The organism is Methylobacterium terricola, assembly GCF_006151805.1.
GTDB lineage: Bacteria > Pseudomonadota > Alphaproteobacteria > Rhizobiales > Beijerinckiaceae > Methylobacterium > Methylobacterium terricola.
On record NZ_VDDA01000002.1, the window covers coordinates 511,889 to 533,917 of the forward strand.

Below are 22,029 nucleotides of genomic sequence, written 5' to 3' on the forward strand. Positions count from 1 at the left end.
GGCGATGGGGGTCCTGACCGCGTTGGTCGAGATCGGGGACGCCGCCTTCTGGGCGGCGCTCCTCGCCAAGATGCTGGCCAGTGCCGCGATCGTGGTGCTCGCCTCGCTGGCGGTCGAGCGGACCGGGCCCCTCGTCGGCGCGATGATCGCGACCCTGCCGGTCTCGGCCGGCCCGGCCTACATCTTCCTCGCCCTCGACCACGACGCCGCCTTCCTGCGCGCCAGCGCGGTGGCGAGCCTGCCGGCCATCGCCGCCACCGCCCTGTTCATCGCGGCCTACGCCGCCCTGGCCCGGCGCCACGGCGTCGCGCTCTCGCTCGGCGGCGGCCTCGCGGTCTGGATCGTCGCGGCGCTCGCGCCGACCCGGATCGGCGGCGGGCTCGCCGGTGCCGGCCTCCTGACGATCCTGGTGATCGTCGCCTGCATGCGCGTCTGCCGGCGCTGGCGCGGGGGCGGCCCGGTGCTGGCGCGGCGCAAGCGAGGGAGCGATACCCTGATCCGGGCCGGCATCGTCATGGCTCTCGTCGTCGCGGTGGTGCTGGCCGGGCGGCTCGCCGGTCCGGGCGCTGCCGGGATCCTCGCCTTCGCGCCCGTCGTGATGGTGAGCCTGGCGGTGATCCTGCATCCGCGCCTCGGCGGGGCGGCGACCGCGACGGTGCTGGTGCTGAGCCTTCCCGGGCTCCTCGGCTTCGTGGCGGCCCTGTTCGCCCTCGCCCTCACGGTCGAACGGATCGGGCCCGCCTGGGCCCTGCCGCTCGCCCTCCTGATCACACTCGTGTGGAATGGCGGGATCCTGCTGGCGAGCCGCCGGCGCCCCGCACCGACCCCAGAGACCGACCGATGAGCACCGTCCGCGCCGACCTGGAACGCCGTCTCGCCCTGATCGAGGCGCCGGCGAGCCGCCACGTCTTCACCAAGCTCTATCCGGAGGCCGCCCGCGCCGCCGCCGACGCCGCCGATGCGCGGCGCAAAGCCGGTCTGTCGCTCGGGGCCCTCGACGGCACCATCGTGTCGATCAAGGACCTGTTCGACGTCCAGGGCGAGGCGACCACCGCCGGCTCGTCGATCCGGCGTCGGGCCGAGGCGGCGTTGCAGGACGCGCCCGTCGTCGCCCGCCTGCGCCGGGCCGGCGCGGTGATCGTGGGCAAGACCAACATGTCCGAGTTCGCCTTCTCGGGGCTCGGGCTCAACCCACATTGGGGCACGCCGGGCAACGCGAGTGACCCGAGCCTGGTGCCGGGCGGCTCGTCCTCGGGTGCCGGCGTCTCGGCGGCGCTCGGCACTTCCGACATCGCCATCGGCACCGATACCGGCGGCTCGGTCCGCATCCCGGCGGGGCTCAACGGCGTGGTCGGCTTCAAGCCGACGGCCCGCCGGGTGCCGCTGGCCGGTGCCTTCCCGCTGTCGCCCTCGCTCGATTCGATCGGTCCCCTCGCCCGCTCGGTCGAGGCCTGCGCGGCGGCCGACGCGGTGATGGCCGGCGAGGAATACCGCCCGCTGAAGGCCGCGCCGTTGCGCGACCTGCGCATCGGCGTACCGCGCGGCCTCCTGTTCACCGAGACCGACCCGATGGTGGCGCAGGCCTTCGAGGCCGCCCTCTCGACGCTCGGCGCTGCCGGCGCCCGGATCGGTGACACCCCGTTCGACGACCTCCTCGCCCGCATGGCCGAGGCGACGGCCGGCGGCCCGATCGCGTCGGTCGAGGCGGCGGAGATCCACGCCGACTGGCTTGACGCCGAGGCGGCGGGCTTCGATCCGCGGGTTCATGCCCGCATCACCCGCGGCCGCACGGTGACGGCGGCCGCCTATATCCGGATGATGCGGGCGCGTGCCGTGCTGATCGAGGCCGGCGACGAGCGTCTCGCCCCCCTCGACGTGCTGGCCCTGCCGGCGACCGCGATCCCGGCGCCCAGCATCGCCTCGGTGGCGGAGGACGACGCGGCCTTCGGCCGGATCAACCTCCTGATGCTGCGCAACACGATGGTGGGGAACCTGTTCGACCTGACCGGCATCTCGCTGCCGATCCCGGGACAGGCGAAGCCCGTCGGCCTGATGCTGCTCGCCCGGCATGGGCATGACCGGCGGTTGCTGGAGATCGCCGCGGGGGTGGAGGCGGCGTTGCGGGGCTGAGGATCGGGAAGCGGCGGCCGAAGCCCGGTGCCTGATACTCTCGTCGTCATCCCGGATGTCGCGTCGCGGCCCCGGGATGCCGCCGAGGGCGTTGGGAACAAGGGCGCGACCGCCAGGGCTTGGGAACGAAAAACGCCGCGGACCGTCTCTGGCCCGCGGCGTCTGCTCTGGACGGGCGTGAGTTACGCCGCTTGGCGCCCAAGATGCGCCGCCACCGTGGTGACGCGTGACCCGACCATCTTGACGGCATCCTTCAGCTCATCGCCGCTGACCCCGAATTGTTCGGCCCAATAGGCGCGATCGTCGGGGCAATGGATGTCGATGTGCTGCGCGAAACGCGGCTTGAGAATATCCTGAGGCCCGGACATGGTGATTTCCTGAAATCTTGGCTGACCAGTCGCCGCTGGCACGGAACGCGGGGGCGTCGAGTATCAGGACAACGCTCGATTCTGCGAAAAGTTGCCGGGTCGCCATCCGGATCGCTGCGGCATCGGGCGCATGGCTGGCGGGAAACGGCCGAGGCTGCTACCCGCTCTAGGGCCCGATTCCGTCTTCACGAGGAACGACCATACGCTCCCTCCGCCCTGTCCTGGCGGCCCTGATGCTCGCAGGCTTGCCGCTCGCCGGCAGCGCCCTGGCCCGCGAAATGCCGACCACGGCGACGACCGCGCCGGCCTCGGCCCGGAAATCCAACGTCGTGATCCTCGCCACCGGCGGCACCATCGCGGGGGCAGGCGCCGACGCCAGCAACAGCGCCACCTACCAGGCCGCCAAGGTGCCGGTGGACAAGCTGATCGCCGCCGTGCCGTCCCTCGGGGACCTCGCCAACGTCCGCGGCGAGCAGGTGTTCCAGATCGCCTCCGAGAGCTTCACCAACGCCCAGCTGGTGCAGCTCGCCAAGCGCGTCTCGGCGCTCCTCAAGCAGGACGACGTCGACGGCGTGGTCATCACCCACGGCACCGACACCCTGGAGGAGACCGCGCTGTTCCTCGACCTCGTTGTGAAGAGCGACAAGCCGATCGTGGTCGTCGGCTCGATGCGGCCCTCGACCGCGATCTCGGCCGACGGCGCCCTCAACCTCGCCGACGCGGTCGCCACCGCGGCGAGCCCGGCCTCCAAGGGCAAGGGCGTGCTGGTGACGATGAACGACGAGATCCAGGCCGGCCGCGACGTCACGAAGCGCGTCAACATCAAGCCGAGCGCCTTCACCAGCCAGTGGGGCCCGCTCGGCATGGTGGTCGAGGGCAAGACCTACTGGTTCCGCGCCCCCGTGAAGCGGCACGGCACGACCTCCGAGTTCGACATCGACACGATCGACACCCTGCCGGAGGTCGCCATCGTCTACGGTTCCGGGAACATGAACCCGGCCGCCTACACCGCCGCCGTCCAGGGAGGCGCCAAGGCGATCGTGCATGCCGGCACCGGCAACGGCTCGGTGGCGGGCTACGCCGTCGATACGCTCAAGGACCTGCGCGCCAAGGGCACGGTCGTCATCCGCTCCTCGCGCGTCGGCGACGGCTTCGTCCTGCGCAACGCCGAGCAGCCCGACGACCAGTACGACTGGGTCGTGGCGCACGACCTCAATCCCCAGAAGGCCAAGATCCTGGCGGCGGTCGCGCTGACCAAGACGAACGATACGAAAGAGCTGCAGCGCATCTTCTGGGAGTATTGAGCGGTCATGGCATAAATTGACGCTCATTCCTGCGATCTCAATCTGAGGTTTCGGTCGATCGACGATCGAGCGACCTCGAGGCGGGCTCCAGAAGTCTCCACGATTCCTGGAGCCCTCCGTCCAGGCTGCCGCAAGCGGCCGCACGTCGGGATGAGGTCGCGGTTGGGAGGAGAATCATGTCGGGGGTGCGGCTCGCAGACGCCGACGGTTTCGGCCCGACCCCCGATGATGCCACGGCGCCGGTCCCCGTCGAGGCCCGCGGCAGCGCACCTCCGATGCGCGGCTCAAGCTGGACAAGGCCGCCCCGGCCCGCCACTCTCCCGCGAAATACAATTTCGCAGGGTGGAAACGTCGATGATCAGTGCCAAGTTGGATGGGCGCCGCGTGCTCGTCACCGGCGGCGCCTCGGGGATCGGGCTCGCCGCCGTCACGCTGTTCGCCCGGTGCGGCGCCGAGGTGATGCTCAACCACCTCGCCGAGGATGCCCGCGGGCCGGAGGCGGCCGCGCGCCTCTCCGCCGAGGGCCTGAAGGTCCGGGCGCTTCCCGGGACCGTCTCGGTGCCGGGCGAGGCGGAGGCCATGGTGGCCCGGGGGATCGACGCGCTCGGCGGCCTCGACATCCTCATCAACAATGCCGGCACTCCGGCCTCCACGGTGCCGATCGAGTTCGCCGACCTCGACGCGATGACCGAGGAGTTCTGGCAGACGATCCTCGCGACGAACCTGATCGGCCCCTATCGCTGCGCCCATGCGGCGGCGCCGGCTTTGCGCCAGGCCAAGGGCGCCATCGTCAACACGGCTTCGGTCGCCGGGCTCGGCCGGCGCGGCTCCAGCATCGCCTACTCGGCGAGCAAGGCCGGGCTGGTGAACCTGACGCGCAGCCTCGCCCGGGCGCTCGCCCCGGAGGTGCGGGTCAACGCGGTGGCGCCGGGCCTCGTCGAGACGCCGTGGACCGCCACCTGGCCGGACGAGCGCAAGGCCGAGTCTGTCGCGCGCACCCTGCTCGCCCGCATGGCGCGACCGGAGGACATCGCCGAGGCGATGCTGTTCCTCGCGGCCGGCGCGGCCTACGTCACCGGCGAGACCCTGGTGGTCGACGGCGGCATGCTCTGAAGGGAGGCACCCATGTCGCGCAAGACTGTCATCACGTGCGCCCTCACCGGCTCGTTCGATACGCCGTCGAAGAACCCCGCCGTGCCGGTGAGCCCCCAGGCCATCGCGCAATCGGCGCTCGAGGCTGCCGCGGCCGGCGCCGCGGTGGTCCACATCCACGTCCGCGATCCGCAGACGGCCAAGCCCAGCATGGAGCTCGCCCTCTACCGCGAGGTGGTGGAGCGGATCCGGGATAGGAACGCGGACGTGATCCTCAACCTGACCACCGGCGCGGGCGGACGCTACGTCGCCGGCGATCCCGACCCGGCCGTGGCGGGCCCCGGCACCACCCTCGCCTCGCCGGAGGCGCGCACCCGGCACGTCACGGCGCTGAAGCCCGAGATCTGCACCCTCGACGTGGCGACGATGAATTTCGGCGAGCACGCCTTCATGAACACCCCCGCCCATCTGCGGGCGATGGGGGCGATGATCCGCGCGGCCGGCGCGAAGCCCGAGATCGAGGTGTTCGACCTCGGCCAGATCGAGCTCGCCCGCCATCTCCTGGCGGAGGGCCATCTCGATTCGCCGCCGCTGTTCCAGATCTGCCTCGGCATCCCCTGGGGAGCGCCGGCGACGCCCGAGACCCTGCTGCAGATGCGCGACCGCCTGCCGAAGGACGCGGTGTGGTCGGCCTTCGGCATCTCCCGGGCCGAGTTCCCGATGGTGGCGCTCGCCGCCACCGCCGGCGGCCACGTCCGGGTCGGGCTCGAGGACAACCTCTACCTGTCGCGCGGCGAACTCGCGCCGAGCAACGCGGCCCTCGTCGCGAAGGCCGTGAGCCTGCTCGCCCATCTCGATTGCACGCCGGCGAGCCCCGCCGAGGCGCGGGCGATCTTCGGGCTGACCGCCTGACGCCTCACCGCGTGGCCTTCCGGCCACGCCGTCCGGCTTTCTAGCCTGGGCTGCCGCCCTCGGCCCTACATCCAGCCTCGACGAGGCCGGCCGTATCTTCCCGTGGAAGGCGAGGATAGGGCGAGTTGCAATCCCGCCGTAAAGATTCCGCAGACGGCCGGGAGTGTAACCTCGCCCATCGGGCAGGCATGGATTGCTGAAGAACGGAAGTCGCGGCGGCCCGACGTCCCGAGGCCTGCGGCGCGGCTCCGAGGGAGTGTGTGGGATGACAAGAAGCGGTTACGGGCGGGCCCTGATCGCCGCGGGCCTCGCGGTGCTGGCCGGTGGCGCGCAGGCCGCGCAGTGCGGCAACAGCGCAGCCGGGTTCGAGGCCTGGAAGCGAGACTTCGCCGACGAGGCCCGCGGGCGGGCGAGCCCGGCCGCCCTCTCGGCCCTGGCGGGGACCTCCTACTCCACCGCCACCATCGCGGCGGACCGGGGCCAGAAGAGCTTCAAGCTCTCCCTCGACCAGTTCATGGCCAAGCGCGGCGCGGCGGCGATCGTCGCCCGCGGCCGGGCGATGAAGCGCTCGCAAGCCGCCCTGTTCGACTCGATCGAGCAGCGCTACGGCGTGCCGCCGGGTCCGCTCCTGGCGATCTGGGGCATGGAGACCGGGTTCGGCGCCGTGAAGGGCAACGTCAACACCCTCTCGGCGGTCGCCACCCTGGCCTATGATTGCCGCCGCTCGGCCTTCTTCACCGACCAGCTCTACGCCGCCCTGACCCTGGTCGACCGCGGCATCCTGACCGCCGGCACCCGCGGCGCCGCCCATGGCGAGGTCGGCCACACCCAGTTCCTGCCGAAGAACGTGCTGAATTACGGCACCGGCGGCAGCCTCGACAACGCGTCGGTGGCGCTGAACTCGACCGCGAACTTCCTCAAGGCCCATGGCTGGCGCGCCGGCGCCGGCTACCAGCCCGGCGAGCCGAACTTCGGGGCGATCCAGGGCTGGAACGCGGCGTCCGTCTATCAGCGCGCCATCGCGATCATCGGCGCCAAGATCGACGGCGAGTGATCGACGGCGAGTGATCGACGGGAAATGAGTGCACCTCCGGGAGCGCGGCTTCCGGAGGTGATCCCGCGATGGCTCGAATCGGGACCGGCACTGCATCGACGCAGCGCTGACACGCTACCCGCGATATCATCCTGAGGTGCCGCGACGCGGCCACGAAGGAGGGCTTCCGAAATCGCGAGGCTTCTGGAGCCCTCCTTCGAGGCCAGTCCATTGTCGATGCACTGATACCGCCGCGCCGTCGAACGGGCGCCGGCGCTGACGCGCCGGACGCCTTGGCATCGACGTGTCGAAGCCAAGGCGCGGGGGTATGACACCTCAGGACGAGGGCGCGGGATGGACGGCCACGACGCCGTTGCTCCTTTGCGCTTCTCAGCCCCGCGTCGCGCGGTCCGCCGGGCCGCCCCGGCCGATCCGCGGCAGGTCGCTGGCGCCGGCGCCCGGCACCACGACGAGGCGACGGACCTCGCCGCGCAGGAAGGCCTGCAGGAAGCGGTCGTAGTTGCGGAACGAGACGCAGCCGTTCGAGGCGCCGCTCGGGCCGAGCATGTAGGTGTGCGCCAGGAGTCCGACCCGGTTGTGGATGGCGCCGCTGCCGCCGACCGGGTTGAGCCGGATCGCCCGCACGCCGTGGAACAGGGCCTCGCGCTCGGTGAGGTCGTAGGTGCCCGGCGGCGTGGCGCCGCGCATCTTCAGGTGGACGTTGCGCGGATCGTCCATGTGCGGCCCGAGGCCCGAATGCGCCTCCAGCGACTCGCCGCTCGGCAGCGTCACCGTGCGGGCGCTGATGTCGTAGACCGCGATGCCGGGGCTCGCGCTCAGGCGCGGGCGCGGGGTGGAGTCGAGATTGCCCGGCGCGGCATAGGCCAGGGTCTGCGACGGGGCGGTGCCGCCCCCTCCCCCGAAGATCCGCTCGAACAGCGACGGCTCCTCCGGGAGCGCCGCCTTGAACACGCTCTGGGTCGAGGCGATCGCCTGAACCGGCCGCCGCGGCGCGCGGGTCGCCAGCACGGTCGGCGTCGGGCGCAGCTCGGGCGGGCGCGGCACCGGCAGGGGGATGGCGGCGAGGGGCGCCGGAGCCGGAACCGTGGCGGCGGTCGGGCCGGAGGTCGGCGGCGTTTGCACCGGAGCGGCCGGTACGGCCGCGGCGAGGCGCATCGGCGCCGGGGAGACGGGCTCCGCGACGAGCGGGGCGGCCGCGAGCGGCGGGCTGCTCGCCGGCAGCGTCTCCCGGATGAAGCCTGCTGCCTCGGTCCCCAGGGTGGCCTGCGGCGCGAGCATCCAGCCGAGTTCGGCCGGGGTTACGGCGGCCTGCCTCTCGGGCACAGCCGGCTTGGCCGGCGCCGCCACGGGCAGCGCGGCGTCGTCCCGCGGCATCAGGCCGGCGGCGGCACCGATGCCACCGAGCAACGCGGCGATGCCGAGGAGCCGCCGGTTGCGGCGGCGGCGACGGACGGAGGCCGGGGCGAGGCGACCGGACGAATACGCGACGAGGTCCATGCGGCCTGTACTCGATGGCTTGTCCCGCACGGATCCGCCCGGCCGGGCCGCCGGCGCGGGGGCACGGCGGGCCGGTGGAGTTCGGCCGTTTAGGAAAGGATCAACCTTAAGCCTTCGTATTGAACGGCGCTTTGGTTAATCCCGGCTAAATGACATCGAGGAAATCGGAAGAATTCATGGCGCCGTCATGGCGGCCGCACCGGCGCCGTGCTTGAGCGCCCCTCGAACGCGAAAGCGCGCCGCCCCGGGGGGACGGCGCGCTCCCGAATGAGACGAGGCCGAGGCGGCCGCTCGATCACTCCACCGTGACGGACTTCGCCAGGTTGCGCGGCTGGTCGACGTCTTTCCCCAGCACCACGGCGGTGTGGTAGGCGAGCAGCTGCACCGGCACCGCGTAGACGATCGGCGCCACCACCGGGTCGAGGTCGGGCATCATCAGCGTCGCCAGCGTGTCGAGCCCGGCGGCGTCGGCGCCCCGCGCATCGCCGATCAGCACGATCCGGCCGCCGCGGGCCGCCACCTCCTGCATGTTCGAGACGGTCTTCTCGAAGGTCGCGTCGTGGGGGGCGATCACGATCACCGGCACCGCATCGTCGATCAGCGCGATCGGACCGTGCTTCAGCTCGCCAGCCGCGTAGCCCTCGGCGTGGATGTAGGAGATCTCCTTCAGCTTCAGCGCGCCCTCAAGCGCCATCGGGTAGGCGGTGCCGCGGCCGAGATAGAGCACGTCCCGGGCCTTGGCGATCTCGCGGGCCAGGACCTCGATCTCCTCCTCGCGCTTCAACGCCTCGGCCATCAGGCCCGGCACCTTGATCAGCGCGTCGACGAGGCGCTTCTCCCCCGCCTCATCGAGGGTGCCGCGGGCCCGGCCGGCGGCGAGCGCCAGGCAGAGCAGCACCGTGAGCTGGCACGAGAACGCCTTGGTCGAGGCGACGCCGATCTCGGGGCCGGCGAGCGTCGGCACCACAGCCGAAGCCTCGCGGGCGATGGTCGAGGTCGGCACGTTGACGACCGCGAGCGTGTGCTGCCCTTGCGACTTGGCGTAGCGGAGCGAGGCCAGGGTGTCGGCGGTCTCGCCCGATTGCGAGATCACGAGGGTCAGCCCGTCCTTCTCCAGCGGCGGCTCGCGGTAGCGGGTCTCGGAGGCGACGTCGATCTCCACCGGAAGGCGGGCCAGGGTCTCGAACCAGTACTTGGCGACGAGGCCGGCATAATAGGCGGTGCCGCAGGCGGTGATCGAGATCCGGCTGAGCTTGGCGAAGTCGAAGGGCAAAGCCTCCGGCAGGGCGACGCGGCCGGCGGCGAGGTCGACGTAATGGGCGAAGGTGCGACCCACCACCCCGGGCTGCTCGTAGATCTCCTTCGCCATGAAGTGGCGGTAATTGCCCTTGTCGACCAGGAAGGCCTGGGTGGCGATCTTCTGGCGCGGGCGGGCGACGACGTTGCCGGCGGCGTCGCGGATCTCGGCGCCGTCGCGGGTCAGGATGGTCCAGTCGCCCTCGTCGAGATAGGTGATCTCGTCGGTGAAGGGGGCGAGGGCGAGCGCGTCGGAGCCGAGATAGGTCTCGCCGTCGCCGAAGCCGAGGGCGAGCGGCGCGCCGTGGCGGGCGCCGATCAGGAAGTCCTCCTCGCCGGCGAACAGGAAGGCCAGCGCGAAGGCGCCGCGCAGGCGCGGCAGGGCCGCCTCGACCGCCGGGACGGGGCCGAGGCCGGTCCGCATCAGGTGGCTGACGAGCTGGGCCACCACCTCGGTGTCGGTCTCGGTCTCGAAGACGCAGCCCTCGGCCTGAAGCTCGGCCTTCAGCTCCCTGAAATTCTCGATGATCCCGTTATGGACCACCGCCAGGCGCTCGGTGGCATGCGGGTGGGCGTTGGTCTCGTTGGGGCGGCCATGGGTCGCCCACCGGGTGTGGCCGATGCCGATCGCGCCGGCGAGCGGGTTCTGGAGCAGCTTCAGCTGCAGGTTCGACAGCTTGCCCTCGGCGCGCCGACGCTCCAGCCGGCCGGATTCCAGGGTAGCGATGCCGGCCGAATCATAGCCGCGGTATTCGAGCCGGCGCAGCGCGTCGACCACCTGTCCCGCAACGGCATTCCGGCCGACGATTCCAACGATCCCGCACATGCTCACCGCCTCACGTCTCGCCCGCAGAGTGTCCCGCCGCGGGACCCCCCGGCCCTATCGCGGAGCATTGCGGCAGGATTCCTGCCGCACCGCACCCGCCCGGGTCGGGACTCCTCTAGCCAACCGGCCCGAGGCCCGGCGAATCAACTTGCGTAACGGTTTGTGACGGCCAAGGTTCACCTGTGCGGCGGCCGGGCGGGTCCCCGCCCGGCGCCGTGGGCGATCAGGGCATCAGCACGGTGTCGATGACGTGGATCACGCCGTTCGACTGCATCACGTTGCCGATCGTCACCCGGGCGGTGTTGCCCTTGTCGTCGGCCACGAACAGGCGCTTGCCCTTCTGCATCACCGTCAGGGTCTGGCCCGCCGCGGTCTTCAGCTCGGCCTGGCCGCCGCCCTGCTTCACCAGCCCCATCAGGTCCTTGGCGGTGTAGGTGCCGGGCACGACGTGGTAGGTCAGGATCTTGGTCAGCGTCGCCTTGTTCTGCGGCTGGACCAGGGACTCGACCGTGCCGGCCGGCAGCTTGGCGAAGGCGGCGTTGGTCGGGGCGAACACCGTGAACGGGCCGGGGCCGGACAGGGTGTCGACGAGGCCGGCGGCCTTCACGGCGGCGACCAGGGTGGTGTGGTCCTTCGAGTTGACCGCGTTCTCGACGATCGTCTTCGAGGCGTACATCGGCGCGCCGCCGACCATCGGGTTCTTCGCCTGGGCAGCACCGGCGGCCGTCGCGAGCGCGAGGGCGAGAACCAGGGTGCGGGCATGATTCCGGATCGTCATGGGGTGTCGTCCCGTCTCTCGTGTCAGCCCCGCTCTCGTCGGGGTCGAGGGCCGGTACGGAGGGCCGGACGGGAAAGTTTCGGATCCTCGCGATTTTTTCGGGCAGCCCCCGAATTTTTTTCGCGCCTACTCGCGCACCAGGCGGCCGCTATAGACCGCCGGCCCGGTCGGGGCGCCCGAGGGCGAGCCGCCCGGCGGCTCCAGGGTGACGGCGAGGCTGGCGCCCTCGAGGAGCGCCCGGTCGGCGGCCGGCAGGGGCAGACGGGTGCCGGCCGCGTCCTGCACCACGCCCAGGGAGCGCGGGGCGCCGGAGGCCGGCACGACCCAGAGTTCGAGGCTGCGGTCGCGCGGCGCCTCGGCGGCGAGCGCCCGGACCTGAACCGTGCCGGCCCCTGGATCGACCCGCACCACCAGGGCCGGCAGCTCGCCGCCCCGGTTCACCACCGCGAGATACTGTGCCTGCTCCGGGCGCGGCGCGAGGCGCTCGACGGCGATGAACAGGGCGAGGCCGGCGGCCAGCCCCCCCGCGGCGAGAGCGGCGCGGCGCCAGCGCCGCAGCGCCGGGCGCAGGTCGATGACCGGGGCGGCCGCCCTCCCCGGCAGCCGGGCGGCGATGCCCTCCCAGGCGCCGGGCGGCGGGGTCATCTCGGGCACCGCCTCGGCCAGGGGCGCGAGGCGCGCCTCCCAGGCGCGTTCGGCCGCTTGCAGGGCGGGGGAGCCGGCGCGCTCGCGCCGATAGGCCTCGCGCTCGGCAGCGGTCAGGGTGCCCAGCACGTACTCGGCGGCCCGCAGGTCGGTTTCGTCGGGCGGAGTCTCGTGGGGCGCGCTCATGCGGCGGCATCCAGGCAGCCGCGCAGCGAGGCGAGCCCGCGATGCAGCCAGGTCTTCACCGTGTTGACCGGCCGGTCGTAGCGCAGGGCCAGCTCCTCCCGCGACAGCCCCTCGCAATAGGCCAGGACCACGCAGTCGCGCTGGGCCGGCTCCAACCGGCCGAGGCAGGCGAGGAGCGCGTCGCGGTCCAGGAACGCGGCCTCGCTGTCGCGCGGATCGGCGATGCGGGCGAGCCAGTCCTCGTCGTCGTCCTCGCTCACCGGCATCGGCACCTCACCCTTCCGGCGCACCAGATCGATGGCGCGGTGGCGCGCGATCGCGGCAAGCCAGGCCATCGGCCGTCCCGCCTCCGGGGCGTAGCCCGCCGCGCCCTGCCACACCCGCAGATAGGCGTCCTGCAGCACGTCCTCGGCCGCGCCCCGCTCCCGCACGATACGCAGGATCACGCCGAAAAGTTTCGGGGCGGTGCGGTCGTATAGCGCCCGCAGGGCCTCCTGGCGGCCCTCGGCCACCCCGGCGATCAGCGTGGCCAGAGCGGCATCGCCGTCGGCGGCCTCGCGGCCGGGCGTTGCCCGATGGGGACGATCCTCGACGCGCACCATCGCTCACATCCACGGGCGGCGCACGGCACGCCCCTCGCCTCCCGCCATAGATCAATCGCGCGCGAAGAACCACGGGGCGAGGGTCCGTCCACAGCCCGGCCGGGCCGGCGCGATCCTCACCCCTTCGTCGGCTTCGTCCACCCGGTCTTCACCACCTGCCGGCCCCGGCCGATCGCGAGCGCGCCCGGCGGCACGTCGTCGGTGATCACCGAGCCCGAGCCGACGAAGGCTCCCGCCCCGACCGTCACCGGCGCCACCAGCGCCGAGTTCGAGCCGACGAAGGCGCCGGCGCCGATCATCGTGCGGTGCTTGTTCACGCCGTCGTAGTTGCAGGTGATGGTGCCCGCCCCAAGGTTGGCGCCCGCCCCGACCTCGGCATCGCCGACATAGGACAGGTGGTTGATCTTGGCGCCGGCCCGGATCGCGGCGTTCTTCACCTCGACGAAGTTGCCGATGCGGGCGCCGGACTCCAGCACCGCCCCAGGGCGCAGGCGGGCATAGGGCCCGATCTGGACGCCGTCGGCGAGACGGGCCTGCTCGAGGTGCGAGAAGGCGTGGACGGTGCAGCCGTCACCGACGACGACGCCGGGGCCGAACACCACGTTGGGCTCCACCACCACGTCGCGGCCGAGCGCCGTGTCGTGGCTGAGGAACACCGTCTCGGGAGCGATCAGGGTGGCACCGCCGAGCATCGCGCGCCGGCGCAACGCCGCCTGCACCGACGCCTCGGCGGCGGCGAGCTGCACCCGGTCGTTGACCCCCTGCGCCTCGGCCTCGGCGACCGGCACCACCGCGACCCGGTGCCCGTCCGCCACCGCGAGCGCCACCGCGTCGGGCAGGTAGTACTCGCCCGCCGCATTGGCGTTGCCGATCCGCTCCAGCAGGCCGAGGGCGTGGGCGCCCGACAGCGCCATCAGGCCGGCATTGCACAGGGTGACGCGGCGCTCGGCCTCGCTCGCATCCTTCTCCTCGCGGATCGCCGTGACCCGGCCGCCCTCGACCAGCACCCGGCCGTAGCCGGTGGGGTTCCCGGCCTCGAAGGCCAGCACCGCCACGGCGGCGCCCTCCGCCAGAGGGGCGCGCAGGCGGGCATAGGTCTCCGGCGTGACCAGCGGCGTGTCGCCGAAGGCCACCACCACGTCGTCGGCGCCCTCGGCCAGTGCCCGGCGCGCGGCCAGGACGGCGTGGGCGGTGCCGAGGCGCTCCTCCTGCGGGTAGGTCTCGGCGCCGGCAAACCCCGCCACCACCCGGGCGACGTCGTCGCGGCCCGGCTCGACCACCACGGCGAGACGCCCGGCCCCGGCCTCCGCCACGGCGGCGAGCACGTGGGCGAGCATCGATCGGCCGGCGATCGGGTGGAGCACCTTCGGCAGGGCGGAGCGCATCCGCGTCCCCTTGCCGGCGGCGAGCACGACGGCGAGAAGGGAGCGGGCGGGCTTCGGTATCGCGGTCATCGGCGGCCTTTCGTTCCGGCGGGGCTGCGCGTTCGCTGCGAGCGTCAATCGGCGTCCCGACCGTCTAGCCGATCACCCCGTGAGAACAAGCGCCGGTGCAGCCTGATGCGAGGGTGCAACCCGTCCGATTCTTAACCCCCGGTTCAGCCCGGTTCGTGGTAAACGGCCGACGCCCCCTCCCGATTCCGGCTCGGTACGACCTCCCTCGATGACGCAAGCCCCCACCGCCCCGCCCTCCCGCACGGCCCTCGACCGACGCACGGTGCTGGCGCTCGCCGGCGGTCTGGCCGCGACCACGGCGGCGGGCGCGCAGCCGACGGAGCCGGCGCCCCTGTCGGACGGGCAGCGCTTCGATCCCGGCCAGGTGGTCGAGCTCGCCCGCGCACTGGCGAAGAAGCCCTACGCGGCGCCGGCCGCCGACCTGCCCGACCCGTTCAAGGACATCACCTACGAGCAGTATATCGGCGTGCGGGCGCAGCCCCAGGCCCTGCTCTGGGCCGGCGAGGGCCGCGGCTTCGTGGTCGAGCCGCTGCATCGCGGTTTCGTCTTCACCACGCCGGTGGCCCTCCACGCCGTCGAGGACGGGGTGGTGCGCCGCCTGGCCTACGACCGCAACCGCTTCACCTTCGGCAAGCTCAAGGCCCCGGACGAGGGCCGCGACATCGGCTTCTCGGGCTTCCGGCTCTACGCGAGCTTCAACGGCGCGCAGCCCACCGATTGCGCGATCTTCCAGGGTGCCTCGTTCTTCCGGGCGCTTGCCGCCGGGCAGAGCTACGGCGTCACCGCCCGCGCCCTCACGCTGAGGCCCGCCGAGGCCAAGGGCGAGGAATTCCCGCTGTTTCGCGCCTTCTGGCTCGAGCGGCCGGGACCCGGCACCGGGCAGATCGTGATTCACGCCCTGGTCGATTCCGAATCCGCCACCGCGGCCCTGCGCATGACCTTGCGGCCGGGCGACGCCACCATCGTCGATATCGAGGCGACGCTCTGCCCGCGCACGGCGCTGGAGCATGTCGGCATCGCCGGCATGACCGGCGCCTACCTGTTCGGGCCGACCGACCGCCGCGGCGTCGACGATGCCCGGCCGGCCGCCCACGAGGTCGACGGCTTGCAGATCCGCAACGGCTGGGGCGAGGCGATCTGGCGCCCGGTCCAGAATCCCGAGACGTTGCAGATCTCCGCCTTCATGGACCAGGATCCGAAGGGCTTCGGGCTGATCCAGCGCGCCCGCGCCTATGCCGATTACCAGGACGACGTGCAGCGCTGGGAGAAGCGGCCGAGCCTGTGGATCGAGCCCCTCGGCAGCTGGGGGCCGGGCGTGCCGCAGCACGGCTGGGGCGCCGGCGCGGTCCAGCTGATCGAGATCCCGAGCGAATCCGAGGTCAACGAGAACGTCCTGGCCTATTGGCGCCCGAAGGAGCCGGTCGCCAAGGAGACCGCCTTCAGCTATCGCCAGTTCTGGTGCTGGTCGGTGCCCGGCGCACCGCCGCTCGCCACCTGCTCCGGCACCCGGGTCGGCAAGGGCGCAGCGGGCAAGCGCCGGCTGTTCCTCGTCGACTTCACCGGCGAGGCGCCCTTCGCCGAGGGGATCGATCCGAACACGCTCCAGGCCGCCCTGCATACCGCGCCCGGCAGCATCCTGCGCCCGCGGGTCTACCCGTATCCCGAGCGCAAGACCGTGCGGGTGGTGTTCGAGCTCGATCCCGGCAACGACACGTCCTGCGAGCTGCGCCTGATCGTCAAGGCCGGCGACAAACCCGTGACTGAGACATGGCTGTACCGGTGGACCCCGTGACCCTCGCCCCCGATCTCGACACACTCCGCCGCGACGCCCAGCCCCTCGCGGTCGCGCCGGCGGTGCCGCCCGAATCTCGCCTCGCCATGCCGGTCCAGGACCTGCGGAACTGGTCGGAGGACCAGGCCCACAAGGTCCCGGGGCGGCGCACGCCCTGGGGCGCCCGCGCCTTCGTCTTCGGCGGCGGCGCCCTGCTCACCGCCTACGGCGCGGTGCAGATGTACGAGGTCGTGTCGGTCGCCGGCTCGACCACCTGGCTGCAGTGGCTGCTGCTGGCTCTGTTCACCCTCAACTTCTCGTGGATCGCGCTCGCCTTCACCTCGGGCCTGCTCGGCTTCCTGGCGCTGCTGCGCCGGCGCCGGCCTGAGGTGCCGCAGGCCCCCCTCACCACCCGCACCGCCGTGGTGATGCCGGTCTACAACGAGGCCACCGCCCGCACCTTCGCGGCGGTCGAGGCGATCCGTGAATCGATCGAGGCCACCGGCGAGGGGAACGCCTTCGATTACTGGATCCTGTCCGATTCGACCCAGGCCGATGCCTGGATCGCCGAGGAGCGGGCCTATCTGGCGCTGCGGTCGCGCCTCGGGGACGGCGCCCGGCTCTATTACCGCCACCGGCAGAAGAACCACCACCGCAAGGCCGGCAACATCGCCGACTTCGTCACCCGCTGGGGCGGCCATTACGACCACATGCTGGTCCTCGACGCCGACAGCCTGATGAGCGGCGACTGCGTGGTGACGCTGGCCCGCGCCATGGAGGCCGATCCGGATTCCGGCATCATCCAGTCGCTGCCCCTGATCATCAACCGCAACACCCTGTTCGCCCGGGTGCAGCAATTCGCGGCCCGCATCTACGGTCCGGTCATCGCCACCGGCCTCGCCCTGTGGTCGGGCCGCGACGGCAATTACTGGGGCCACAACGCGATCATCCGGACGAAGGCCTTCGCCGACCATTGCGGCCTGCCGGATCTCAGCGGCAAGCCGCCCTTCGGCGGTCACGTGCTCAGCCACGACTTCGTCGAGGCGGCGCTGATCCGCCGCGCCGGCTGGAGCGTCTACATGCTCCCCGAGCTGCAGGGCTCCTACGAGGAGAGCCCGCCCTCGCTGATCGACGTCGCGATCCGCGACCGGCGCTGGGCGCAAGGCAACCTCCAGCACAGCCGCATCATCGGCACGGCGGGCCTCAGGCTCGCCTCGCGCCAGCACTTCGCCACCGGCATCGCCGGCTACCTCGCCTCGCCGCTCTGGGCGGCCCAGCTCGTGGTCGGCATCGCGCTCTCCTTGCAGACCGCCTATATCCGCCCCGAATACTTCTCGACCGAGTTCCGCCTCTACCCGGTCTGGCCGCGCTTCGACCCCGTCCGCGCGCTCCAGCTGTTCGGGATCACCATGGCGATCCTGCTCGCGCCGAAGCTGTTCGGGCTGATCCTCGGCCTCCTCGACGGCAAGGTCCGGCGGGCGAGCGGCGGCGGCCTGCGGCTGGTGCTCTCGGCCCTGATCGAGACCCTGCTCTCGGCGCTGATCGCCCCGATCGCCATGCTGGTCCAGTCCGGCTCGGTGATCCAGATCCTGCTCCGCCGCGATGCCGGCTGGAACCCGCAAAGGCGCGACGACGGCTCGATCCCGTTCTCGGACATCGTGCGCCGGCACCGCTGGCACACCATCCTCGGGCTCGTCGCCGGCGTGTCGGCCTTCGCCATCGCGACCTCGCTGTTCCTGTGGATGTCGCCGACCATCCTCGGCCTGGTGCTGGCGATCCCGATCTCGTGGGCGAGCGGGCAGCTCTTCCTCGGCCTCGCCCTCAAGCGCGCCGGCCTGCTGATGACGCCCGAGGAGCGCGAGCCTCCGGCGATCGCCACCGCCGCCAAGGCGATCGAGGCGCAGAACGCCGCGCTCGCCTACGACGATGCCGACGGCCTGCGGGCGCTCCACGCCGATCCGGACCTCCAGGCCGGCCACCTCGCCTTCCTGCCCCCGGCCGAGCGCCGGCCCCGCGGCGCGCCCCAGCCCGACCACGTCATGGCCCAGGCCAAGGTCGTCGAGGCCGAGACCATCGACGAGGCGGCCGAGTGGCTGAACGCCAAGGAGAAGATGGTGCTGCTGCACGACCGGGCGCTGCTCGACCGGCTGACGCGGCTGGGCGGGTAGCCATTCGCCGCAATCGACCTCGGACCCCCCGATCACTCGCCCACATCCTCGGCGTCATCCCGGGGCTTGGCGCAGCCGAGAACCCGGGATGACGGACGAGAGATGGTGACCCCGTCGCGCGACGCTCCCCAGCGGCCCGAGATGCGCCGTGGCCCGCCTCACCCCGCCGACTTCTCCCACTCCATCACGTGAAACCACGGCACCCGCCGGTAGCGCGCGACCTTCGCCGGATCGCCGTCATGCGGCACCGGCTCGTCGAAGTGGTGCAGCACCAGCCCCTCCCCGAGCAGCAGGCCCATGTAGAGCGATAGCGGCCGGTGCCAGTTGTGGACGCGGATGTTGTGCCACTCCGCCCACTCGGCCCGCTCCTCCAGGTAGTCGTCGATCCGGAATCGGCGGTTCCCGTCATCGTCCTGCGTCCAGCGGCCGGCGGTGGCGAAGCTGGTGAGGTTGGCGATCAGCAGCGTCCCGCCGGGCGCGAGCACCCGGGCCATCTCGGGGATCGCCCCGCGGATGTCGGGAATGTCGATCAGCGTCAGGTAGCTGACCACGAGGTCGAAGGCGCCGTCGGCGAAGGGCAGCGCCTCGGCGCGGCCGGGACGGTAGTCGCCGTCCGGGTCGCGGGCCTGGGCCTGGCGCAGCAGCGCGTCGGTCGGGTCGATTCCGGTCGCCGCAATCCCGAGATCCCGCATCCGGCGGCAGAAGCGGCCCTCGCCGCAGCCGACATCGAGGGCACGGCGAAAGCCCCGGCCGCGCAGGCGCGCGAGCATCGGGGCGTCGAGCACGCAGGCGCGTCCGAAATCGCCCGCCTCGCCCATATCGGTGATCCAGGCGGAGGCGGATTCGTCCCAGCCGTTGCTCATCGGACATCTCCTCGCTGATTCCCCAACGGAACAGCGTCGCATGCCGGTGCAAAGCCTGCCATGCCCGGCGTGACCTCGGGGTGCCGCTGGATTATCGATAATCCATGACGACAGCCAGAGACGAACCGATCGCCGTGCGGATCAGCCGGGCCCTCGCCGAGCGCATCATCGCCGGCGCCCTGGCGGCGGGGTCGCGGCTGCGGCAGGACGCCATCGCGGAGGAGTTCGGGGCGAGCCACGTGCCGGTGCGAGAGGCGTTTCGCCGCCTCGAGGCGCAGGGGCTGGTGGTGAGCGAGCCGCGGCGCGGCGTGCGGGTCGCCGGGTTCAGCCCGGCGGAGGTGCGCGAGGTCGCCGAGATGCGCGCGGCCCTGGAGGTGCTGGCCCTGCGCCACGCCGCGCCGCACCTCACGCCGGCGATCCTCGACCGGGCCGAGGACGCGACCCGGGCCGGCGACCGGGCCGGCGACGTGCAGGCCTGGGAGGAGGCCAACCGGAGCTTCCATCGCCTCATCCTCGCCCCCTGCGCCATGCCTCGCCTGCTCAAGGCGATCGACGATCTCCAGGCCGCCAGCACCCGGTTCCTCTTCGCCGGCTGGCGCGCCGAGTGGGAGGCGCCGACCGACCGCGACCACCGGGCGATCCTGGTCGCCCTGCGGGCCGCCGATGTCGATGCCGCGACGGCGATCCTGGCCCGCCACGTCCAGTGGGTCGGTCACCGGCCGGGCCCGATCGCGCCACGCGGCCGCCTCTGATTGCAAAATTATCTATTATCGACTCGATGTGTTGCCTTCATGGCCGCCTTGTGGATCTCTTCGCCTGTCGAGTCGGCAAAATTATCTATAAAATGGAGGTCCGATGAACGCTCTCGTGCTGGATGGCGCGCCCCTGCGCGCGGCTCGCAGTGCCGCCATACTCGTGTCGGGCGTGCTGCTGATCACGCTCGCAGCCAAGATCCAGGTCCCGTTCTGGCCGGTGCCGATGACGCTGCACACCCTCGTCATCATGGCGCTGGCCCTCACGCTCGGCCCGCGCCTCGCAGCGGCGACCGTGCTGTCCTACCTGGCAGCCGGCGCGGCGGGCCTGCCGGTCTTCTCCGGCACGCCGGAGCGCGGCCTCGGCCTCGCCTACATGGCGGGCCCGACCGGCGGCTACCTGGCGGGCTACCTCGTCGCCGCCGGCCTCGTCGGGGTCCTCGCCGCCGGGCGGGGGCTGCTCGGCCGGATCGGCGCGATGCTGGTGGGCCTTGCGGTGATCTACGGCTTCGGCCTCGCCTGGCTCGCCGTCTTCGTGCCGGCGGATCGCCTCCTCGCCGTCGGCGTAGGGCCTTTTCTCATCGGCGACGTCGTCAAGGTCGGCCTCGTCGCGGCCGGCATGCCGGCCCTGCGCCGGGCTCTCCGGAGCATCGCCCGATGAGCCGGGACCTGGCGGATGGAGCCGTCCGGTACGATTGGACGCTGGCGGAGATCGAGGCTCTGCACGACCTCGCCCTGCTCGAACTGGTCGGGCGGGCCAACGCCGTCCACCGGCGCCACCACGACCCGAACCGGATCCGCAAGGCGAGCCTCCTGTCGGTGAAGACCGGCGGCTGCCCGGAGGACTGCGCCTATTGCCCGCAATCGGCGCATCACCGGGCGGTCGACCTGACCCGCGACCGGCTGATGGATCCGCCGGCCGTGCTGGCGCTCGCCGCGAAGGCCAAGGCGGCGGGGGCGGAGCGCTTCTGCATGGGGGCGGCCTGGCGGCAGGCGCGGGACGGGCAGGAATTCGACGCCGTGGTGGCGATGGTCGCGGGCGTGCGGGCTCTGGGGATGGAGGCCTGCGTCACCCTCGGCATGCTGGAGGCGCATCAGGCGGCGCGCCTCGCCGAGGCCGGGCTGACGGCCTACAACCACAACCTCGATACCGGCCCGGATTTCTACGACCGGATCGTCACCACCCGCCGTTACGAGGACCGGCTCGACACCCTGGCGACGGTGCGGGCGGCCGGCATCGGCCTGTGCTGCGGCGGCATCCTGGGCATGGGCGAATCGGTGACGGACCGGGCCGGCCTGCTCCAGGTGCTGGCGGGGCTCGATCCCCATCCCGAGAGCGTGCCGATCAACGCCCTCGTGCCGGTGGCGGGAACCCCGCTCGCCGACCGGCCCCGTCTCGATCCGCTCGATCTGGTGCGGATGGTCGCGACGGCACGCCTCGTCCTGCCGGGCTCGGTCCTGCGCCTGTCGGCCGGCCGGGCGCAGCTCGGGCGGGAGGCGCAAATCCTGTGCTTCCTCGCCGGGGCGAACTCGGTCTTCTCCGGCGATACCCTGCTGACGACGCCGAATGCCGAGCACGACGACGACGCGGCCCTCTTCGCGGCCCTGGCGCCGCGGGGATCCACCGGCCGCGAAGCCGTCGGCGCCTGAGGCCATGGCGAGGCCTCGCTGGCTCGGGGCGGACGATCTCGTCTCCCCGGGCCGGTGAGACCGAACCGATCCACGGTCCGTCGGGACGGGCCGATGCATGCGCCCACGCACGGATTGCCGGGTGGAATCCATCCGGCTCATCCTGCGCGACCATGATCTCCAGCCCGCTTGCCCGCTCGGGACGGTCTATCGTAGTTTCGTCCCGACAAGCGATTCGGGAGGCCTTGATGAACGTCACCGCCCATTTCGTTCAACCAATCTACCTTCAGGCCCTGCACGTCTCCCTGGCCGGATATCTTGCGGCGGCCGTCATGTGCGCCGACCGGCGGACGTCGCCGCACACGCCGTGCATGTCCCAGGGCTGACGGCAGCCGGCCTGTCCCGCCGGTCAGCGGCCTGTCGTCATGAGCCCTCTCGAAGATCCGGCGCAAGGTCGTTAGGGTCATCCATCAGGGCCGTGAGTCGGTGCTCGTGATCGCCGGACGCATCGGGCGATCGCGACGCGATCCGGCCGATGCTCCGGATGTCCGGTCAGGTCCGGGGCGAGCCCGTATCGGCCTCGCCGGCAATGGCCTCGAAAACGGCCTCGGGATACGCATCATCCCCGGTCCCTCGGTTCGCTGGAACAGGAGGGCGGCATCGTGCAAATGCGCTGCGTGCAATTTGCTGTCGATCACGAGC

At 72.1% G+C, this 22,029-nt stretch carries 20 protein-coding genes; 12 read left to right on the forward strand and 8 right to left on the reverse strand.

The features are described 5' to 3' along the window. Positions 1-4: 4 nt before the first annotated feature. Together FF100_RS06730 and FF100_RS06735 are read left to right on the forward strand one after the other, a co-directional pair. Positions 5-844, forward strand: coding sequence for a hypothetical protein (locus FF100_RS06730; protein ID WP_139034768.1), 840 nt, complete (start codon positions 5-7; stop codon positions 842-844). After that, positions 841-2,130 (forward strand): amidase, encoded by a 1,290-nt coding sequence (locus tag FF100_RS06735; protein ID WP_139034769.1) that lies wholly within the window; start codon positions 841-843, stop codon positions 2,128-2,130. The genes FF100_RS06730 and FF100_RS06735 overlap by 4 nt, the downstream gene beginning before the upstream one ends. Positions 2,131-2,312: 182 nt before the next feature. Here the strand turns inward: FF100_RS06735 and FF100_RS06740 are convergent, their stop codons facing one another. Next, positions 2,313-2,498, reverse strand: a complete 186-nt coding sequence (locus tag FF100_RS06740) for a DUF3606 domain-containing protein (RefSeq protein ID WP_139034770.1) — start codon at positions 2,496-2,498, stop codon at positions 2,313-2,315. Between the two features lie 233 nt (positions 2,499-2,731). Between FF100_RS06740 and FF100_RS06745 the strand changes: the two genes are divergently transcribed. From FF100_RS06745 to FF100_RS06760, 4 genes are all read left to right on the forward strand, one after another. After that, complete coding sequence (locus tag FF100_RS06745; protein WP_139034771.1) at positions 2,732-3,802, forward strand: asparaginase; 1,071 nt, start codon at positions 2,732-2,734, stop codon at positions 3,800-3,802. A gap of 354 nt (positions 3,803-4,156) precedes the next feature. After that, a complete protein-coding gene (locus FF100_RS06750; protein ID WP_139034772.1) occupies positions 4,157-4,915 on the forward strand; it encodes an SDR family NAD(P)-dependent oxidoreductase in 759 nt (252 codons plus the stop codon). 12 nt (positions 4,916-4,927) lie between these two features. Beyond that, a complete protein-coding gene (locus tag FF100_RS06755) occupies positions 4,928-5,806 on the forward strand; it encodes a beta-keto acid cleavage family enzyme (RefSeq protein ID WP_139034773.1) in 879 nt (292 codons plus the stop codon). 265 nt (positions 5,807-6,071) lie between these two features. Then, positions 6,072-6,860, forward strand: a complete 789-nt coding sequence (locus FF100_RS06760) for a lytic murein transglycosylase (protein ID WP_139034774.1) — start codon at positions 6,072-6,074, stop codon at positions 6,858-6,860. Between the two features lie 369 nt (positions 6,861-7,229). Here the strand turns inward: FF100_RS06760 and FF100_RS06765 are convergent, their stop codons facing one another. The 6 genes from FF100_RS06765 to glmU form a co-directional block, all read right to left on the reverse strand. After that, positions 7,230-8,357, reverse strand: coding sequence for a DUF2778 domain-containing protein (locus FF100_RS06765; protein ID WP_139034775.1), 1,128 nt, complete (start codon positions 8,355-8,357; stop codon positions 7,230-7,232). A gap of 295 nt (positions 8,358-8,652) precedes the next feature. Next, positions 8,653-10,479 (reverse strand): glutamine--fructose-6-phosphate transaminase (isomerizing), encoded by a 1,827-nt coding sequence (glmS, locus tag FF100_RS06770; RefSeq protein ID WP_139034776.1) that lies wholly within the window; start codon positions 10,477-10,479, stop codon positions 8,653-8,655. Between the two features lie 223 nt (positions 10,480-10,702). Then, positions 10,703-11,257 carry a fasciclin domain-containing protein gene (locus FF100_RS06775; RefSeq protein ID WP_139034777.1) on the reverse strand — a complete coding sequence of 185 codons (555 nt, stop codon included), beginning with the start codon at positions 11,255-11,257 and terminating at the stop codon, positions 10,703-10,705. 126 nt (positions 11,258-11,383) lie between these two features. Next, a complete protein-coding gene (locus FF100_RS06780; RefSeq protein ID WP_139034778.1) occupies positions 11,384-12,088 on the reverse strand; it encodes an anti-sigma factor in 705 nt (234 codons plus the stop codon). Next, positions 12,085-12,690, reverse strand: a complete 606-nt coding sequence (locus FF100_RS06785) for a sigma-70 family RNA polymerase sigma factor (RefSeq protein WP_139034779.1) — start codon at positions 12,688-12,690, stop codon at positions 12,085-12,087. The genes FF100_RS06780 and FF100_RS06785 overlap by 4 nt, the downstream gene beginning before the upstream one ends. 116 nt (positions 12,691-12,806) lie before the next feature. Beyond that, on the reverse strand, positions 12,807-14,144 hold the full coding sequence (gene glmU, locus FF100_RS06790) for a bifunctional UDP-N-acetylglucosamine diphosphorylase/glucosamine-1-phosphate N-acetyltransferase GlmU (protein ID WP_139034780.1): 1,338 nt from the start codon (positions 14,142-14,144) through the stop codon (positions 12,807-12,809). Between the two features lie 208 nt (positions 14,145-14,352). On the opposite strand from glmU, the gene FF100_RS06795 reads away from it, so the two are divergent. Both FF100_RS06795 and mdoH read left to right on the forward strand, forming a co-directional pair. After that, the gene (locus FF100_RS06795; protein WP_139034781.1) at positions 14,353-15,936 is read left to right on the forward strand and encodes an OpgD/OpgG family glucan biosynthesis protein; all 1,584 of its coding nucleotides are present in this window, start codon (positions 14,353-14,355) and stop codon (positions 15,934-15,936) included. After that, complete coding sequence (mdoH, locus tag FF100_RS06800) at positions 15,912-18,083, forward strand: glucans biosynthesis glucosyltransferase MdoH (RefSeq protein WP_139034782.1); 2,172 nt, start codon at positions 15,912-15,914, stop codon at positions 18,081-18,083. The genes FF100_RS06795 and mdoH overlap by 25 nt, the downstream gene beginning before the upstream one ends. A 158-nt stretch (positions 18,084-18,241) precedes the next feature. On the opposite strand, the gene FF100_RS06805 is transcribed toward mdoH, so the two are convergent. Next, the gene (locus FF100_RS06805; protein WP_139034783.1) at positions 18,242-18,946 is read right to left on the reverse strand and encodes a class I SAM-dependent methyltransferase; all 705 of its coding nucleotides are present in this window, start codon (positions 18,944-18,946) and stop codon (positions 18,242-18,244) included. A gap of 104 nt (positions 18,947-19,050) precedes the next feature. Between FF100_RS06805 and FF100_RS06810 the strand changes: the two genes are divergently transcribed. The 4 genes from FF100_RS06810 (at position 19,051) to FF100_RS36940 (ending at position 21,713) form a co-directional block, all read left to right on the forward strand. Next, entirely contained in the window at positions 19,051-19,698 is a 648-nt protein-coding gene (locus tag FF100_RS06810) for a GntR family transcriptional regulator (protein ID WP_139034784.1), read from the forward strand. A 103-nt stretch (positions 19,699-19,801) separates the two neighbouring features. Continuing rightward, positions 19,802-20,359: a biotin transporter BioY gene (locus FF100_RS06815; RefSeq protein ID WP_139034785.1), complete on the forward strand. Its 558-nt coding sequence runs from the start codon at positions 19,802-19,804 to the stop codon at positions 20,357-20,359. Continuing rightward, entirely contained in the window at positions 20,356-21,348 is a 993-nt protein-coding gene (gene bioB, locus FF100_RS06820; RefSeq protein WP_139034786.1) for a biotin synthase BioB, read from the forward strand. The genes FF100_RS06815 and bioB overlap by 4 nt, the downstream gene beginning before the upstream one ends. A gap of 227 nt (positions 21,349-21,575) precedes the next feature. Then, a complete protein-coding gene (locus tag FF100_RS36940; RefSeq protein ID WP_171070072.1) occupies positions 21,576-21,713 on the forward strand; it encodes a hypothetical protein in 138 nt (45 codons plus the stop codon). Positions 21,714-22,029: the final 316 nt, after the last annotated feature.